Here is a 17953-nt window from a genome sequence, read left to right as displayed (position 1 = left end):
ATTACCCTACTGTTCTCAGTGCAAGACCACAGGCTATTAATAACGAAGGCGCCTGACTTATCACCTCGTCGCGATTAACGTATTTACCAAAATCCATTTCATGCAGCGGGTCAGCCACACTGGTCGGGATCCCGGTTTTTTCCTGCACGAGGCCCGCCAGATTAGGCAATCTGGCGACACCGCCGGCCAGGATAATGTGATCGACAAAACCATGGTGACTGGTGGAGAAGAAAAACTGCAGGGTGCGTTTCACCTGCAGCAGAATCATCTCAACATAGGGCTCAAGCACTTCTTCTTCATAATTCTCAGGCAGGTTACCCTCGGCTTTCATCAGGGCAGCCTGTTCAAAACTGACCTGGTACTGAGCGGCGATGGAATCAATTAATTGCTTGCCGCCGAACTCTTCCTCACGGGTAAAAATGATTTTCATGCCGTGCAGGACAAACAGGTGAGTATATAAAGCGCCAATATCAATGACGGCAACAATTTTATCCTGTCCCTGGGCCGGTAATTCCTTAGCCAGCAGATGCGCGGCGCGCTCCACTGCAAACGACTCCACATCGACAATTTTAGCCTCAAGCCCGGCCCGGTTAACTGCATCGACACGGCTGCCGACATTCTCAGCGCGGGAGGCCACAATGAGGACATCGAGCATGGCGGAATTTTTAGGCGAATGCCCCAGTACTTCAAAATCGATGTTGATTTCATCGATGGGATAAGGGATGTATTTGTCAGCTTCCATGACGATGAGTTCTTCGATCTCGGCATCGTTCAATCCATCATTAATCTGAACGACCTTGCTGATAACGGCTGAATCAGGGACCGCCACCACGGCGTGTTTGCCGGATAAATGGGCTTTGGATAAAACGCGTTTGATGCACATGGCCACCGCGTCAACGTCTTTGACCGTGTTGCCTTCAATGGCATTGGCGGGTAGAGGCTCAGCCCCATAGCCTTCGATGCGGTATTTATTATCAGCACTGGAAATTTCCAATACTTTGACAGAGGAAGAAGTAATATCAATCCCGATGATTGAGCGGCTTTTAGGTTTAAACAGTTTGAGCACGTATTCTTTCTCCCTGCGCTGAAGTACTAATATCTAAACCTATACTGGTATCCAAACCGATGACGCTTGTTTCATGTTAACGTAAGCGTTTAAAAAATGGAATATTTTGCTTTTTTTTCAGTAGATTCTACCTTGCAGGTGATATCTAACCATCAGGTTGATTAAATTATTTTCTTATTCATGCCCTCTTTCGCTGAACAGCGTTGTTAACCACCAAGAAACAAACCAGTTAACATTCTTCATAATAAAACCATTTAACTTTTCTATTAATCTATCTGTATAACGCTTGCCCTCATGCCAGCAATTAAATATAGTGAAAGACCGCCGGCAATTTTTTCCGGATTATCTGCAAAAAGGAGTTTCGTATGTCTCGTTTACAAGAATTAATCAACACCGTGGCTCAAATCATCATTAATTATTATGAGGAAACTCAATCACAGAATATTGACATTCCACTCGAGCTGCTTTACGCCAAACCTCACGATGAATTCATGAGTGAGCTGGATAAAATCATTCAAAAGGCCACATCGAAAGGCTATCACGATAGACTGTCCCTGCTACAATATGCCCGGCAGGTTGTCAATGACATCCGACCGCTGGTTGAAAAAGGAACGCCTTTATCCCCGGAAGAAGAGCTCCTGGTCAAAAACACCTTGAAGTCGTTCGTGGCCGATTGCGGTTTGCTGCTGAAAACGGATCAGGGGAAAAAACTCTCCATTCTCTATGGCAACGACACCTGGGAAATGAAAGGCTGTATACGTGGCGTGATGGGCCGTTACAACTATGCAGTCAGTGGTACGGTACTGAACGACCTTCTGTTCTCCTCGCCAAAATCCAAATTCCAGTTTCCCTTGTTTCCCTCCCCCATGCAGGACAAAACCACATTAAGCGAAATCGAGTCGATGATTACAATATTCATCAACCAGCATCAGAATCCTCTCAAGAAACACGCGGAACTGAAAAAGGAAAATGAACGTCTGAAAAAACAATGTGAAGAGCTTATGTCTTTAAACAAACAGACAGAAGAGTCTGCAGCCGCCAGATACGATCTACTTGTGAAAAACCATCAAAGCCTTGAGAAAAAACTGGAGCAGCAGGAGGCAACCAGTCAGCAAAAAGAAGAAGAATTAAAGCTTAAGATTCAAACGCTTGAACTGGCCTTAAGCGAATCCAGAGCCGCCTACTCCCTGTTGGAAGAACAACACCTGCTTGTTAAACAGACATCGGACGAACAGCAGGTCAGTGCGGAGAAGGAGTTAGACAAATTAAAAATGGCGCTTGCTTCAAAAAGTGAAGAAAGCACGGGATCGCTCACCACTGAAATTGCGTCGCTCAAAGAATTGCTGAAACGAGAAACAGAAGCCAAACAATTACTGGAAGCGGAAGTCTCAAAATTACGCGAAGAAAACAGCACAGCGCGGTATTTAAGTCCCAAGAATCCAATGGTTGACCTGATGCTGCGCCAGCCACAGCAATTCCGCTATGGCGGGTTGCTTTTCGGGAAATACCCCTCATCATCTCCCGGTATTCCCTCGGAACAAAGCAAAGGCGCGTCGCCTTCGTTAAATCCCCTGAGTGAATAATGCGTTTCCCCTGGCCTCTCCCTCTTTGACCTGGGAGAGGCTGCCCTGCCGGTTAAAATTCGCAATATTCTGCAAAATAGCGGTATAATCGCTGCATTGTTACTTTTAAAGATGAATCGCAGTCAGTATGAAAAAGCCAGCCTATTTTTGGCGTAAAGGCCTTTGGGCATTATGCAGCCTTTTCTTTTTATTGGTTATTGGCGTCAGCTTTCTTTATATCTATCTTGAAAGCCAGTTGCCCGATATTGATTTTTTAAAAACCGTGCAATTGCAGGTGCCTTTGCGTATTTATACGCAGGAAGGCTTGTTAATTCAAGAATACGGTGAAAAAAGACGCATTCCCTTAACCTATGACGAGATTCCCAAAACCCTGGTGTATGCCCTGCTCGCCACGGAAGATCAACGCTTCTTCGAACACCCGGGCGTTGATATTTTTGGCTTGGGCCGTGCGACGCTGCGCATGATTAAGACCGGTACCAAATCCCAGGGCGGCAGTACCATCACCATGCAGGTGGCGCGTAACTTCCTTTTAAGCCGTAAAAAAACCTTTCTGCGCAAATTCAATGAAATCCTGCTCGCCATTAAAATTGATCGCGAACTGAGCAAAGAAAAAATTCTCGAGTTGTATCTGAATAAAATTTACCTTGGCAACCGCGCTTATGGCGTAGGCGCTGCCGCGATTATCTATTATGGCAAACCCTTAAAAGAATTGAACCTCGCAGAACTGGCCATGATTGCCGGATTACCGCAGGCGCCGTCCACCCAAAACCCCATTGTCAATCCCGTGGCCGCCAAAAAGCGCCGCGACCATGTGCTGGAACGGCTTCTGGAAGAAAAATACATCACCAAAGCCCAATACGACGAGGCAGTTAAACAGCCAGTCACCGCACGCTATCACGGCACCAATATCCAGGTGAAAGCGCCTTATGTGGCGGAAATGATACGTCAATCGCTTTATGAGCACTTTGGAGAAAAAGCCTATACCAAAGGGTACAAAGTCTATACCACCATCAAAGGCCCCCTGCAGCTGACAGCCAATGAGGTCATCGAAAATCATCTGATAGCTTACGATCACCGTCACGGCTACCGCGGCCCGGTTACTCATTTTGACAACATTCAGGGGAAATCGTCCGATGAACTGCGCAAACTTCTCAGCAAATACCCCACCGTAAACCACCTTGAGCCGGCACTCATCGTCGCTGTGGCCAACCGACAGGCGCAGGCCATTTCCCGTCAGGGACAGGAATTGACCATTCCCTGGGAGGGTCTCTCCTGGGCAAGGCCTGCCTTGCGTAAAGGGTGGGTTGGTAAAGCGCCCGCTAATGCCAGTCAGGTAGTCCATGTCGGCGATGTCGTCTATGTCCGAAACAAGGACAACCAATGGTCTTTAACCCAGATCCCGGAAGCAGAGGCGGCTTTAGTGGCCATGAATCCTAAAAACGGTGCGTTGGAAGCCTTAGTCGGCGGATTTAATTTTGAAAAGAGCAAATTCAATCGCGCCACCCAATCCAGCCGTCAACCGGGCTCAAGCTTTAAACCCTTCATTTATGCCGCCGCATTGAATAAAGGGTACACCTTGGCCACCCTGGTTAATGATGCCCCCATCGTCGTCGATGATCCCAGCCAACCCACCATGTGGCGTCCGCATAACGATAACCAGACCTTTGGCGGCCCCACCCGCCTCAAGGAAGCCCTGGTTCGCTCGCGCAACCTGGTGTCCATTCGCGTGCTCGATGATTTAGGTTTGGATTATGCCATTGATTTCGCGACTCATTTTGGCTTCCATAAAGAAAACCTGCCGCGTGCTCTGTCGCTGGCGCTGGGCACCCTAACCGTAAGCCCCATTGATTTAACTGCTGCCTATGCGGTCTTTGCCAATGGCGGTTATAAAATTGAACCTTACATCATCGATCACATTACCGACAATGACGGCAAAGTGTTATTGCAGCAGAAGCCGGCCATCGCCTGCGAAGCCTGTGACCCTAAACAGGTTGATGCCTCCTCCCGGGCACCACGCGTCATTCCTGCCGACGTCGCCTTCTTAATGACGACGGCCATGAAAGACGTTGTTCAGCACGGCACTGCCCACGCTGCACGCGTTCTTAACCGTCAGGACATTGCGGGCAAGACAGGAACGACCAACGATCAGGTTGATGCCTGGTTTGCCGGATTTAATCCGGATTTAGTGGTCGTCACCTGGGTAGGTTACGACAATCCCCGTTCCCTGCACGAATATGCGGCCAATCTGGCCTTGCCCATGTGGATTGATTTCATGAAAGTGGCTTTGCACAAACAGCCGGAACACGAATTTACCAAACCGGACAATGTCGTCGCAGTACGCATTGATCCCGTTACCGGCCTTCTGGCACGCAGCAATCAGGACAACGCCATTACTGAATATTTCCGAGAAGAAGACATTCCTGCTGATGATGCCCCGGGAACTCAGGAATACTCCTCTCCCGCGACGCAGGGTAATCAACAGGATCAGGGCGATTTGTTTTAACGCTGCCGCCTTCTCCCGCTGCGGGAGAGGGTGGCTTTACTGCCAAACGCCTTTACTGCCAAAGTAGCCATTAATATTCTCTTAATCATTCTAAGCTAAACTACTTAAGAACTGAAAAACCAACGATACCCATGTTTAATGACTTATACCATTATTTTTTAGCTAAAAAACAGCAATTCAATCGAGACTACGAAAACGCAACGCCGGAAGAGGTAAGAAAGGCCATTAAAGAAGTTTTAGCCTCACAGAATGCAGAAACATTAAACGATACCAGTTATGATGAGACAAAACAGAGGGAACATCAAATTGTCAGGCTGCTTTTGATTGATTTACACTGCAGAAAAATGCCGCCGGTTGAGAGCAAGGTCGATTTAGAAAAATGGGAAGGATTAGAATCGGATTACACCTCCATGGAAAAACGATTGATCAGTATGCAGGTCTATTCCATAGACAAGCAGGATCGGGAGTATGAGGACTACTTTCAGGTTGTGGAAGACGAGGTTAAGAACCTGGACGCCTATATCCAGACAACCGGCCTGGAAGGCGATATAGAACCATTTATTGCTCAGGCGCCCGCACGGGGTGAGATGGGCGATTTCCTCAGGCTCATGGCAGAGATTAAAAAAAGCCACCTCAGCGCCGCCTTAGTCCATTCTAATTATCGAGTAGGCTATTTAACAAGGGCATGCACAATACTCACAGAACAATTTGAAACGAAGAATAGTGAATTAATCGATCTAAGAAGAGCACAGGACGAACTCAAAACGCAACGTCAAAATCTAGAAAAATCCAATACATGGGTTTACAGATGGGGCTTTCAGGCCGCCCACCAACAAGCGAACCGCTTTCAGCGATTGGTTCTGTGGGCTTTCAACTTTTTTACATCCGAACCTATTCAGGATAGCGCTTGTAAACTCCAGGGCGATATCCAGAAAGTCTATGTTGATACAACAGAAAATTCCAAAAAAATAGCGGTCGTGAGCAGAGATGTTTCGGGTCTCAATCAGCTATACAGGGATAAAAGACAAGAACTTGACCATGCTAAAAAAAGACAGGCAGAGATTGTAAAAACGATAACCTCAGGAAGTGAAGCCGGTGCAACGTTAGAAGAAACAATTACTCCGGAACTGCCGGATGAAACCTTCGGATCATTCCGAATTTGAATGGGTTGATTGCCTCCCTGCGGCTAATGGCACAGGGAGGAATTTAAGGTTAAACCGCCAAAGCATCCGTCGCTGTCACGTATTCATAATCCAAATCACGAGCCACGGCTTCATACGTGATCATGCCTTTATGGACATTCAGGCCATTGAGCAAATGCCCATCGCTCAACAACGCCAGCTTGACGCCTTTGGTGACCAGACTTAAAACAAAGGGCAGCGTCGCATTGTTTAAGGCAAAGGTGGAGGTTCTCGGCACCGCACCGGGCATGTTAGCTACACAGTAGTGCACGATGTCATCCACGACATAGGTCGGTTCCTGATGGGTGGTCGGACGGCTGGTTTCAAAACACCCCCCCTGATCAATTGCCACATCGACCACCACCGAACCCGGACGCATGGCTTTCAGCATGGTGCGAGTGACAAGCTTTGGAGCCGCCGCACCGGGAACCAGCACGGCACCGATCACCAGATCCGCCGCTGTCACGTATTCTTCCAACGCCCCGACCGTCGCATAAATGGTATTTAATTTAGCGCCGAATTGAAAATCAAGTTCCCTTAATCGTGTCAGCGACTTATCCAGTACGGTTACACGCGCTTCCATGCCCATGGCCATCCGCGCCGCGTTAGTACCGACGACACCGCCGCCGATCACCACAACATTGGCGGGTGCCACCCCAGGCACTCCACCAAGCAATACGCCGCTGCCGCCCTGCGCCATCTCCAGACAGTGTGCACCGGCCTGGATAGACATTCGGCCAGCGACTTGCGACATGGGGGTCAGCAGCGGCAAACCGCCGTCATTCTGTGTTACGGTTTCATAGGCAATGGCGGTAACCCCGGATTCTTTGAGAAGACGGGTCTGTTGTGGATCGGGAGCCAAATGCAAATACGTGAACAACGTTTGCCCTTCACGCAGACGATGACACTCAATCGGCTGCGGCTCCTTGACTTTTACAATCAATTCCGCCCGTTCAAACACTTCATCGGCGGTATCCACGAGTTGCGCACCGGCGGCAACGTAATGTTCATCCTTGATACCAATACCGTTCCCAGCACCTTTTTCAACCAGAACCGAGCCGCCAGCGCGAATAATTTCCTTCACGCTTCCCGGCACAAGGCCAACGCGGTTCTCTTGTGGTTTAATTTCCTTTGGAACACCAACCAACATACTTAATTCCCCTTATACTGCTTTAATTGTTCGATCAACTGGGGGACTATTTCAAACAAATCACCCACTAAACCGTAATTGGCAATTTGGAAAATGGGAGCATCCTCATCTTTGTTAATTGCCACGATAACTTTTGAATCTTTCATGCCGGCGAGGTGCTGTACCGCGCCTGAAATACCAACAGCAATGTAAAGACCCGGCGCCACCACTTTTCCTGTTTGACCCACCTGGTAATCATTGGGAACAAAACCGGCATCAACGGCAGCACGGGAGGCACCCACGGCTGCGCCCAGCACATCCGCCAATTCCTCTATCAATTTGAATTTTTCAGCACTCTGCAAGCCGCGTCCGCCCGACACCACAATTTTGGCGCTTCCAAGATCGGGACGCTCAGACTGACTCAGTTCATGACGAATAAATCGGGTCTTCGTATCAACCGGGGCGGCTTCAATCTGTTCAATGCAGCAAGGGCTTTGTTCGGAGAAAACCGGATCAAAGGCCGTGCTTCGAATGGTCATGATTTTAATGGGATCAAGCACCTTGACGGTCTCAATCGCATTGCCCGCGTACACCGGGTGTTCAAAGGTATCCTGGCTGATTATCTTGCTGACATCTGAAATTTGAACCATGTCCAATGTGGCGGCAACACGCGGCAACAGGTTTTTACCAAACGTTGAAGACGGCGCCAGAATGGCATTGAATGAATGCGCTTTGCTGACGATGAGCGGTGTTAAATGTTCAGCAAGAGCCTGTTGGTATTGTTCATGGTCAACCCACCAGACGGTATGCACACCGCTTAAACTGGCCGCCTGTTCAGCCACTGCTCTGCAATTCTTGCCGGCCACCAGCAGGGTCATTTCGCCCCCCAACTCCTTCGCGGCCGCAAAGGTATTGCGGGTGGCAGGATGCATGGTGCGATTGTCATGTTCGACTATGACTAAAGTGCTCATGAGTTCTCCTTATTAAAGCACTTTGGCTTCGTGTTGTAATTTGCTAATCAGTTCAGCCACTGACTCCACTTTGACTCCGCCTGAACGGCTGGACGGGGCTTTGACGGAAATGATTTCAACATGAGGTTTTAATGACAGGCCCAGTGTGTTGACGTCCATGCTTTCCAGCGGTTTCTTTTTCGCTTTCATGATATTCGGCAGGCTGGCATAGCGCGGTTCGTTCAAGCGCAAATCCGTGCTGACCACCGCCGGCAGGGGCATGGCCAGGGTTTCAAGACCGCCGTCAATTTCACGGGTAACCTGGATAGCATTGCTTTCGATTGTCAATGCCGAGGCATAGGTAGCCTGCGGCCAAGCCAGTAAAGCGGCGAGCATTTGCGGGGTTTGATTATTGTCGCCGTCAATCGATTGTTTACCCATCAGAATTAATTGTGGAGCCTCTTTTTCGGTGATTTTCTGAAGTATCCTGGCGATATCGAGACTGGTATAGGCAGTCTCGCTTTGAACATGAATGGCTCTGTCAGCGCCTAAGGCTAAGGCATGCCTTAAGGTTTCCTGACAGGCTAGCGGTCCAATGGAAACGACAATCACCTCGCCAGCCAGTCCTTTTTCCTTTAAGCGGATGGCTTCTTCAACTGCAATTTCATCAAACGGGTTCATTGCCATTTTAATATTCTGGGTCTCAACGCCAGTCTGATCCGCCTTAACCCTGATTTTGACATAAGGGTCTATGACGCGCTTCACTGCCACTAGAATTTTCATAGTGTTCCTCACTGGATTTTAAATTTAGTCTGCATCTTGCCAGATGTCGCTAAAGAAAAACAAGGCGTATCCCTTGTTTCACCCTGCCCATCCCCAGCTGATTTCTCATCTTGTTCCACAACCAAGCGTTTGTAAATAATGGCGAAAGGATTCACCAATTTCAGGGTGTTTCAATCCCAGTTCGACCGTGGCCTGAATGTAACCCAGTTTGGAACCGCAGTCGTAACGGCGGCCCCTGAATTGGAAAACCGATACGGATTCACGCGACAAAAGACGCTGGATGGCATCCGTTAACTGGATTTCACCGCGATGATCCGGCTTCGTCTCTTTCAGGCAGGAAAAAATGCCGGGGGTAAAAACATAACGGCCCACCGCCGCAAGATTCGAGGTAGCCGCTGCGCGTTGCGGTTTTTCAATGATTGCCTTAATGTGGGAATAATCGGCCTCGCGATTGTCGACTTCAACCACGCCATACTGATGCACGTCCTCCCAGGGTACAGGCTGCACGGCCAGCAGAGAATGATTCGTCGAGTCGAAATACTCTGTCATGGCTGCTAAGCAGGGAAGCCTGGCGTCGTCAATCAGATCATCGGCCAGCAAAACTGCGAAGGGTTCATTGCCCACCACGTGTTCAGCGCATAACACCGCATGGCCCAGTCCCAGGGGTTGATTTTGCCGGACATAGGTAAAATGAATGCCCTCCGGGGACACATTCTTCACCAGTGACAATAAATGGTCCCGTCCCTGCTCCTGCAGGCGGCTTTCCAGCTCGAATTGATTATCAAAATGATCTTCAATGGACCGTTTACCCGCGCTGGTAATAAAAATCATGTGGGTAATACCGGCTCGAACAGCCTCCTCCACCGCATATTGAATCAGAGGTTTATCCACAATGGGCAACATTTCTTTGGGGTTAGCCTTGGTAGCGGGGAGAAAACGTGATCCCAGACCCGCTACCGGAAATACCGCTTTAGTAATTTGCATCCACACACTCCTTGCGAGACAGGATTAAATGATTTCTTCGTGAAAACTGGTTTCTGGCGCAGTCTGACGAAGGGGTTGATTGACCACAGGGCGGCCAACGGAATAATAAAGCAAACCCGCCTGGGTTGCTGCCTCTAAACAGTAACAATTGCGGCCGTCAAAAACCGGTGCTGTTCCCAACTGCTTTTGCAATTCAGCCAGGGGATAATGCTTAAATTCAGCCCACTCGGTAATAATAGCCAGGGCATGGAGGTTATGTTGCAGCACGTCCCGCGCGCTGCTTAACCAGGTAATCCCAGCCTCTCCTTTGAACAGTTCTCGAGCGGGGTTCATGGCTGCCGGATCGTAAACAAACACATTGGCTTTTGCCTCAATCAACGCCTTAAGAATAACCAGACTGCTGGCTTCACGCAAATCATCCGTCCCCGGTTTAAAGGCTAAACCCCAGAGGCCAATGTTCAATCCAGCCAGTTCTTCATTAAAATAGGAAGACAACTGCCTAACCAGCCATTGCTTTTGCTGGTGATTAACCCGTTCCACTGCATCGAGCAATCGCGTTTCAAGCCCCGCAAGTCTCGCACTATGGCTTAAAGCCTTCACATCCTTGGGGAAACAGGAGCCGCCATAGCCAATACCTGGCTGGAGAAAATGAGGTCCAATGCGATGATCAAGCGCCATGCCTTCGCGTACCTCATCAATGTTGGCACCCAACTGTTGCGCAAGCTGACTGATGTAATTGATGAAACTGATTTTGGTCGCAAGCAATGCATTGGCCGCGTATTTGGTTAACTCGGCTGAACGCTGGCTCATGGTCAGCAGCGGAATCCCTTTTTGAACCAGCGGTTCATAAAAACGTGTCAGGGTGTCAAGTGCCGCACGGTTGCCGCCAATGACAATACGATCAGCATTTAAAAAATCATGAACAGCGGTGCCCTCTCGTAAAAACTCAGGATTGGAAGCCAGATGAATACGGTGGCTTTTTTTCCGTTGCTGCAACTGCTTATGCACATGCGCGGCAAGTAAATCACCCGTACCAACGGGAACGGTGGATTTGATAACCAGGACCCCATCAGTTGTGGCATGCTCGACCACCTGGGAAGCAACATCATACACTTGCGACAAATCGGCGCTGCCATCCTCCTGACTGGGGGTTCCCACGGCAATGACATGCAGGGACGCAGAAGGGACCGCTTCGCGTAAATGGGTGGTAAAAACCAGGCGATTATTGTGGATCTGGTCCTTCAGCAAAGCAGGCAATCCCTCTTCGTGGAGGGGGCACTGCCCCTCAATCAACGCAGCTATCCGCGCCTCGTCGACATCAACACAAACCACCCGATGCCCCATGTGTGCAAAACAAGCCGCTGACACCAAACCCACATAACCCGCGCCATAGACAACAACGTTCATAACGTCTCTCAAATCAATTAGTAGTAATAAAAATCAAGGGCCCTCGCTACATAGCATACAGAGTATCGAGATCGTGCTCATCCTCTTCCTTGTCCCCTTCTGTTTTGGGCTGATCTTCTATCATGAGAAGCGGAGTGACTTCAAGGGGCAAGGGTTGAGCCGACAATTGTCTTGCCAGTTGAAGGGCCATTGCAAGTGCTTTCGCGGATTGGCTGGATTCAACACGGAATAAGGGATGATTCGCCACTTTTTTTAAATGGCTTTCTATTTTTTCAAATTTTTCGGTGGGGGCCAATGCCTTATCCAAATGCTGTAATTCAGTGACGGCCTCTGCCAATACTTTACTTTTAGCGTCACCCGTCCGCCAGGTGCTGAAGTATTGCTGCTTTTGTTTTCGTTTATATTCTTCTAAAGGCAAAGCGACAAGCTTTCCTTCCAGCGTGGAAAACTCCGCGCCGCCCAGCAGATGCTGCGGCCCAAGCCCTGACTGCTTACCGGACGAAGATGGCACTGTCAATTGACCTGGCTGCGACCAAACATCCTCCTTCGCTACCGGCGTGCTTTTTTCCTCCGTTTTTTCGTTCATCCCCGGTTTTTCTTCAATGGCAGGAACCAAGTAACGGTACAGCGCGCCGCCCAATCCCGCGCTGAGATACCGGATGTGATGCATGGCCGTGTAATTTAAACTAACCAGGCTGCCCAATAGCGCCAGTACCGCATTTTCAAGACTGACACCGAAGGATTTCATCTGTTTTCCCAGCATCTGCCAACGCGTGCTGTTGGATCGCTCAAGCCATTGGCCCCCTGAGGAAATTAAATAAATCGAAGCGTACAGTAAAGCCAGTTCCTTCACATAAAATCCGACACAAATACCGCCGCTGATGTAGGGTAAACTGTGTAATAAACCCTTAATCCAAAGAGGGTTTTTAGATGAAACCGTGGCATGGTAACCCCGGGCTGATTCAAGCACATCAATAATACTTTGCATCAAGGCCCGCTGTGTCCGTGTGGTGGCACGCTCCTTATCCTCTTTGAGTTGGTTGAGTAATTCGTCCATGGTTGACACATGGGCAAAATAATCGCCTTTCTTTTCCTGTTTCATGTTGGTTAACTGTTCCCGGACATACCCAACCAGCTTAAATGCGCCCCCGTTATTTTCAGACGTGCTTAAGACCGCATTCAGCCATTTTTTTTCAGCCGTTTCGTTCACCAGTTTATCGGTGTGAAACCAACGGGCTAAGGTTTTATAATGCTTATTGATGGCAGTGGGTTCGAAGCCATCCTGCGCCATGTATTGGGAAAACAAGGCAATGGCCTGGGCTTCAACCTGCTGCAGAGAGATGTTTGGTTTGGAGCGATAAGCGGTATTGTCGTAATCAGCGAAGTTTTTAACCAGATAACCTAATTCATCATCAAAATTTTTCATTGACGTAGTCCCTTACTTATCGCATGCCAAAAAAATTGTTACCATGCCTTTTGTTTGTGACTATCAGCTTAATGTAAATGCTTAAAAAAAACCAACAATTGTGCTCATCTTCAGGTAATAATGAGTCAGGATTTGCTAATCCTGCAACATTTCGGACAGCCTCCTCCTTAAAGCCACTTCTTTATTTTACCCTGTATATTCTTTTATTTCTGCTTATTCGCCTGTTTCTGCGTGGTCACACGCTTGAAATCGACGAAGCCGAACAGTTTGTCATGGCACGCGAGCTGGCCTTCGGTTATCCGTTCCAGCCGCCATTGTATACCTGGCTGCAATACGCTGTGTTTCAATTGCTGGGTCCTCATTTGTTCAGTTTGGCGGTTTTGAAGTATGCTTTGCTCCTCGGCTGCCTTTGCAGTTATTTTAAACTTTGCCGTTACTACTGCCCGAATCCTGCCCTGGCCTGGTCTGCCCTCTGCGCCTGGACGCTGATCAGCGTCATTAGTCTCGATTTAATTAAAGATAACACCCATTCCATACTTGCCTTACTGCTGGCCTGCCTGACCTGGCTCTGGTTCTTTACCGTGCGAAGAAACGACTTGGTCTGGTATGCTGTTTCAGGTCTTCTTGCGGGCGCAGGCTGTTTATCAAAATTTAATTACTTATTATTCCTGACCGCCTTAATCATTACCGCGTTAACCTTGCCGGACAAACGGCGTCAATTGCTTGACTGGCGAACCGGGATCACCGTCATCCTCCTTCTAGCAATTCTCTCACCTTACGTGCTGTGGCTCTGGCAACATCATGCCCTGGGTTTGCAAAGCAGTTATAAATTGGCGCCCGCAGAAAAATCGATTGGATACGGTATTTATAAATACCTTCTGTCTGTGGCCCTGTTTCTTGGGCCTCTTTTTCTCTTTTCCAGTTTATTTTTCTCTGTTCCGAAAAAAATTAATCTTAAGGCAACGGCAAAAACAAGGCCGCTTTTTCACCACGCGGCCTTAAGCCTCGTTTTGGTTTCAGTGGTCGTGCTGCTCTGTGGTTTCAAAGATTTTCAGGCCCGTTGGCTAATCCCCATGCTCTTTCTAAGTCCTTTGCTCTTTTTTAGTCTTCTGAATCAGGAGCAATCCTGGGAAAAACAGGCGAAGCGGTTCATTGTTTTCTGCCTGATAGGTCAACTGCTGATTATTGCGGCGGTGGTCGGCCGTGCTCAATCGGGGCATCAGTCAAAACGTGAGTATGCGTTTGCGCAACTGGCCCAGGCAATAGTGAATCATTGCTCCACACCGGATTATTTTTATGCAGAAAACCATTTGCTGCTGGGCACGATGTCCTGGCAATTTCCGAAGGCACGCATTGAATTGAAAAAAGGGAATGAAAAGCCGCTTGCCTACAAGGGAGGCAAAGGTGTTTTACTCTGGGGACCGGAGGAGCCCCCTTTCTGGATTAACCATTTCAAAGAAGCGACGTCCATGGGGGAAATCGTCAGCAGCATGGATCCGGGAAAGGACGAGCCCTTCGCCCATTTCATCTGCCTCAAGGGATAATGACTTATCCCTTGGCGGCATTGCTTTTTAACATACGGGAAGAACGCTCGCGGTAGATAAGGAACAAATTGCGCGCGTAAATGAATACCCCTGTGGATTGGCCAAGAATAAACACCGGGTCTTGTTTATAAATGGCATAAAAAAGCAGGGTTACCCCGCCCAACAGGCTTAAATGCCAGAAAGCCACCGGGATCACGCTTCGTTTCTCTTTTTCACTGACTAACCACTGAACAATAAATCGTGCAGAAAAAATGCCCTGCCCGATCAACCCAATGATCAACCACAACATGCCGTTATTCATTAATAATCTCCGGTGCACAGGGACGTTTAAGCAACCAACGGACACCAATTAAATCATGGATACCTACAAACAAACGATTCATCACCCCGTATTTCGAGACGCCATGCCAACGCGGACGATGATTGACCGGCATGTTGATCAATTTGTATCCCGCGCGTTTAAACAAGGCCGGCAGGAAGCGATGCAGGTGGTTAAAATGCGGCAGACTCAAAAAAGCATCGCGGGGAAAAATTTTCAGGCTGCAACCCGTATCCGGGCATTCGTCGTTCAGCAGACGTCTGCGAACGCCATTCCCTACCCTGGAAGAAATCCGACGCAAACGGTTATCATCACGCCGGGCACGGTTACCCAAAATGACCGTGCGATTGTCTTTGATACAGGCAATCAGCCGGGGTATATCCGCCGGATCATTCTGACCATCCCCATCCAGCGTAGCGATGAGATTAAAACGGGCAGCCCGTATACCGCTGACTAATGCGGCACTTTGTCCCGCATTCTTTTTATGGGCAACGACCTGCAGCTTCGGCGAAGTCTGCGCCTTGCTTTTCAGACAACGTAAGGTGCGATCGGTACTGCCATCGTCAACAAAAACCACTTCAAAATTAAATTGTTCATCCGGTAAGGCTCTGACAATCTCATTGTAGAGAATCTCAACATTATCCTCCTCATTGTAAACCGGAATAACAACTGACAGGTTGATACGATTATCCATTCTTTACTCCAAACTGCCGCATTGAGCGCTCTAATTTATCATTTTCATCCTGCAGGGCAGGCAATAACCAGGATTTCTTTCGAAAGACATAATACAAAAATCCCACTTCCAGCAAGGTCAAATAGCTGGCCACCAGCACATCACTGATGTAATGATGAACCAGGAGGATGCGTGAAAAAGCCACCATAAGGCCGGTTAAAATGAATGCCAGCCAGTGTCTTGGAAACAGAATACTCAAGGCCAGCGCCACACTCATGATGGTTGTGGTATGACCGGAGGGAAACGACATGAAATGCGCATCTATCTGCCAGCCATAAAACCCATACAGGTTTTCATTCAGCCACATTTTAGGCCGCGCGCGTCCCAGCAGCACTTTCAACACACCGCAGACAGAGCTGGCAAAGAGGGTATTGGCCAGCATAAACCAGGCACGAATCTGCCAGACCGGATTAACCTTCACATAACGGAAAAAAACCCCGGCCATGAAAAAAAGAGTCAAATAAACAGCACCCAGACCCGCATGAGTAAACCACACCAGCGGCGGAAACTGCTTGCTTAAATGAGCGAGCCATAAAAAATGGGCTACGGGCTTATCCACATAAAGATAACAAGTCACAACCAACAGCGCATAAAGCAACATCACCCAGGGTTTGGTCATCACTTTAAATAAACGCTCAAATGGCATATTAACCCTCCACTTCGTCTGAATGCCCAACCAATAACAACTCAACCCAGCGGCCTTTGCTGTAGTTATATCCCCGCACAGTTGCCACTCTTTTTACGGTGCCATCGTCAGGCCAGGTTTGATAAGTCCCTGCTTCAACAAGGGCCAGATGGACCTGGTTCCTTTTTAAACGTCTCTGTGCCGTTAAGCTGTCAGAAAAACGCACAAGCCCAGTATTTAAGTTAAACACCAGGCTCGGTTCATCAAAACCGGCAACAATAAGCGGTTTTTCTGAACTAAGCAATTGCCGGGGTATGCTTTTTGCCACAGCATCCGTAATCCAGAGCGGTTTTAATTGCGGCAGCAACTGGGAAAAAATGAGCGGGTAGCTGGTTGCCGCCACCAGGATCAAGGCCACCAGGGTGCGCTGATAATGGCCGCGCCGGGCAAAATACACAGCCAAAACACAGAGGCTAAAACCCATGCTCACTAACAGCCAACTCACCAGCGGCATTGTCAGATTCAGTAATCGGGGAATCATCGCTAGGGCCATGAGCAGGCATCCTGACATCAGTAACCACCCGCCCTGAAGCCATCTGAACCACTTCCCGGGTGCCTCAAACAGCTCCCCCTGTTCAATGGCGAGTGCGGCTAGCAAGGCAATGGCTGGAAAGGTCGGTAACACGTACTGAGGAAGTTTCGTCGGCATCAATTCAAAAAAAACCCAGGTGGGAATAATCCAGCATAACAAAAACCGCACCATGGACTTATGCCGGTGGCGGAATGCGTAATCACCGGCCTGCCACAAAAAAAGCGAGGCAGGCCAAAAGGTCAGCGGCAACAGCGCGAGATGAAACAGCGGCGGTTGCCCATGCGATTCATGCCCGCCCTGCAACTTGGGCAGCAAATCCTTATTGAGCATCTGCATCAGGTAGTTGCTGTGTTCCGCCTGATTCAACATCCACAGCCAGGCTAGGCTTAAAACGCTAAACAGCACCAATCCAGGAATAATTTTAAGCGCCTTTAGCCAGGCGACACCGCGTTCAGTCACACAAAGGGCCGTGACGGTCAACACCCCAACTAAGGGTGTTACCCCTTTGAGCACTAACCCGTATGCCATGGCCAGCCAGAACAGGGCGGGCCAGACAGGTGAAATCCTGCGATGAGCATGCACCCCCTCATAAATAATCCACAACGCTCCCTGCATCAACAAAACCGAGGATAATAACGACGTATCAATCACGGCCATGTGCGCCTCGACTGTCAGCAGCAGGGAGGAAGCCAACAATGCCGCAGCCATCCAGGCGGTACGACGACTGACAAAGCGACTGGCAAAAGCAAACGTCAGTAAGACCGACAACAAAGCCCCTAAAAATGAGGGGAGACGGTAGGGCCAGATGCCTGCATTGTCGCCATGGCCGGTGAGTTTAACGCTGGCGGCCTGTAACCAGTTTATACCGGGCGGTTTTTGAAAACGGGTACGTTCCTGAAAACGGACTTGAAAATAGTTATTGGTTTGCAGCATCTGCCGAGTCGCCTGAGCAAAGTGGGCTTCATCCCTGTCAATCACTGGCAGTTTGGCAATGCCGGGCAGGAAAACAAGCAGCGATAAACCCAACAATAACCAGTAGTATACACTCCGTGGCCAACTCATTCGATTATGACATCCATCAGGCAAAGCCAACATGATATAGGAGCATGTCAAGAAATACTATACTTA

Annotated in this window: 15 protein-coding genes; 4 read left to right on the top strand and 11 right to left on the bottom strand. The window is 48.9% G+C overall.

Translation table 11 applies throughout. From position 1 onward, the window contains the following. Nucleotide 1: 1 nt before the first annotated feature. On the bottom strand, nucleotides 2-1066 hold the full coding sequence (locus Lrub_RS05965; protein WP_058531256.1) for a pilus assembly protein PilM: 1065 nt from the start codon (nucleotides 1064-1066) through the stop codon (nucleotides 2-4). Between the two features lie 365 nt (nucleotides 1067-1431). Between Lrub_RS05965 and Lrub_RS05960 the strand changes: the two genes are divergently transcribed. The 3 genes from Lrub_RS05960 to Lrub_RS05950 all read left to right on the top strand — a co-directional run bounded on the left by Lrub_RS05960 (nucleotide 1432) and on the right by Lrub_RS05950 (nucleotide 6315). Beyond that, nucleotides 1432-2649, top strand: coding sequence for a hypothetical protein (locus tag Lrub_RS05960; protein ID WP_058531255.1), 1218 nt, complete (start codon nucleotides 1432-1434; stop codon nucleotides 2647-2649). A gap of 127 nt (nucleotides 2650-2776) precedes the next feature. Continuing rightward, complete coding sequence (locus Lrub_RS05955) at nucleotides 2777-5152, top strand: penicillin-binding protein 1A (protein WP_058531254.1); 2376 nt, start codon at nucleotides 2777-2779, stop codon at nucleotides 5150-5152. A 131-nt stretch (nucleotides 5153-5283) separates the two neighbouring features. Continuing rightward, nucleotides 5284-6315, top strand: coding sequence for a hypothetical protein (locus Lrub_RS05950; RefSeq protein WP_058531253.1), 1032 nt, complete (start codon nucleotides 5284-5286; stop codon nucleotides 6313-6315). Nucleotides 6316-6364: 49 nt separating this feature from the next. Here Lrub_RS05950 and ald read toward each other — a convergent pair whose 3' ends face one another. From ald to Lrub_RS05920, 6 genes are all read right to left on the bottom strand, one after another. Further along, nucleotides 6365-7483, bottom strand: coding sequence for an alanine dehydrogenase (gene ald, locus Lrub_RS05945; RefSeq protein ID WP_058531252.1), 1119 nt, complete (start codon nucleotides 7481-7483; stop codon nucleotides 6365-6367). Nucleotides 7484-7485: 2 nt separating this feature from the next. Next, nucleotides 7486-8433, bottom strand: a complete 948-nt coding sequence (locus tag Lrub_RS05940) for an electron transfer flavoprotein subunit alpha/FixB family protein (RefSeq protein WP_058531251.1) — start codon at nucleotides 8431-8433, stop codon at nucleotides 7486-7488. Nucleotides 8434-8445: 12 nt separating this feature from the next. Beyond that, the gene (locus Lrub_RS05935) at nucleotides 8446-9195 is read right to left on the bottom strand and encodes an electron transfer flavoprotein subunit beta/FixA family protein (RefSeq protein ID WP_058531250.1); all 750 of its coding nucleotides are present in this window, start codon (nucleotides 9193-9195) and stop codon (nucleotides 8446-8448) included. A 105-nt stretch (nucleotides 9196-9300) separates the two neighbouring features. Continuing rightward, the gene (gene galU, locus Lrub_RS05930) at nucleotides 9301-10179 is read right to left on the bottom strand and encodes a UTP--glucose-1-phosphate uridylyltransferase GalU (protein ID WP_058531249.1); all 879 of its coding nucleotides are present in this window, start codon (nucleotides 10177-10179) and stop codon (nucleotides 9301-9303) included. Nucleotides 10180-10203: 24 nt separating this feature from the next. Continuing rightward, on the bottom strand, nucleotides 10204-11586 hold the full coding sequence (locus Lrub_RS05925; RefSeq protein ID WP_058531248.1) for a UDP-glucose dehydrogenase family protein: 1383 nt from the start codon (nucleotides 11584-11586) through the stop codon (nucleotides 10204-10206). Nucleotides 11587-11632: 46 nt separating this feature from the next. Continuing rightward, entirely contained in the window at nucleotides 11633-13012 is a 1380-nt protein-coding gene (locus Lrub_RS05920) for a hypothetical protein (RefSeq protein ID WP_058531247.1), read from the bottom strand. A 77-nt stretch (nucleotides 13013-13089) separates the two neighbouring features. On the opposite strand from Lrub_RS05920, the gene Lrub_RS05915 reads away from it, so the two are divergent. Then, nucleotides 13090-14556, top strand: a complete 1467-nt coding sequence (locus tag Lrub_RS05915) for an ArnT family glycosyltransferase (RefSeq protein ID WP_058531246.1) — start codon at nucleotides 13090-13092, stop codon at nucleotides 14554-14556. A 4-nt stretch (nucleotides 14557-14560) separates the two neighbouring features. Here Lrub_RS05915 and Lrub_RS05910 read toward each other — a convergent pair whose 3' ends face one another. From Lrub_RS05910 to Lrub_RS05895, 4 genes are read right to left on the bottom strand one after another with little or no spacing between them, the layout of a single operon-like run. Further along, on the bottom strand, nucleotides 14561-14857 hold the full coding sequence (locus tag Lrub_RS05910; RefSeq protein ID WP_058531245.1) for a lipid-A-disaccharide synthase N-terminal domain-containing protein: 297 nt from the start codon (nucleotides 14855-14857) through the stop codon (nucleotides 14561-14563). Further along, entirely contained in the window at nucleotides 14850-15569 is a 720-nt protein-coding gene (locus tag Lrub_RS05905) for a glycosyltransferase family 2 protein (protein ID WP_058531244.1), read from the bottom strand. Before Lrub_RS05905 ends, Lrub_RS05910 begins: the two co-directional genes overlap by 8 nt. After that, nucleotides 15562-16254: a phosphatase PAP2 family protein gene (locus Lrub_RS05900; RefSeq protein WP_058531243.1), complete on the bottom strand. Its 693-nt coding sequence runs from the start codon at nucleotides 16252-16254 to the stop codon at nucleotides 15562-15564. Before Lrub_RS05900 ends, Lrub_RS05905 begins: the two co-directional genes overlap by 8 nt. A gap of 1 nt (nucleotide 16255) precedes the next feature. Continuing rightward, nucleotides 16256-17887 (bottom strand): ArnT family glycosyltransferase, encoded by a 1632-nt coding sequence (locus tag Lrub_RS05895; protein ID WP_162263125.1) that lies wholly within the window; start codon nucleotides 17885-17887, stop codon nucleotides 16256-16258. Between the last annotated feature and the right edge of the window lie 66 nt (nucleotides 17888-17953).

The sequence above is a fragment of the Legionella rubrilucens genome (assembly GCF_001468125.1).
Classification (GTDB): domain Bacteria; phylum Pseudomonadota; class Gammaproteobacteria; order Legionellales; family Legionellaceae; genus Legionella_C; species Legionella_C rubrilucens.
Note: the sequence above shows the minus strand (reverse complement) of the source record. Positions and strands in the feature narration are given on the sequence as shown.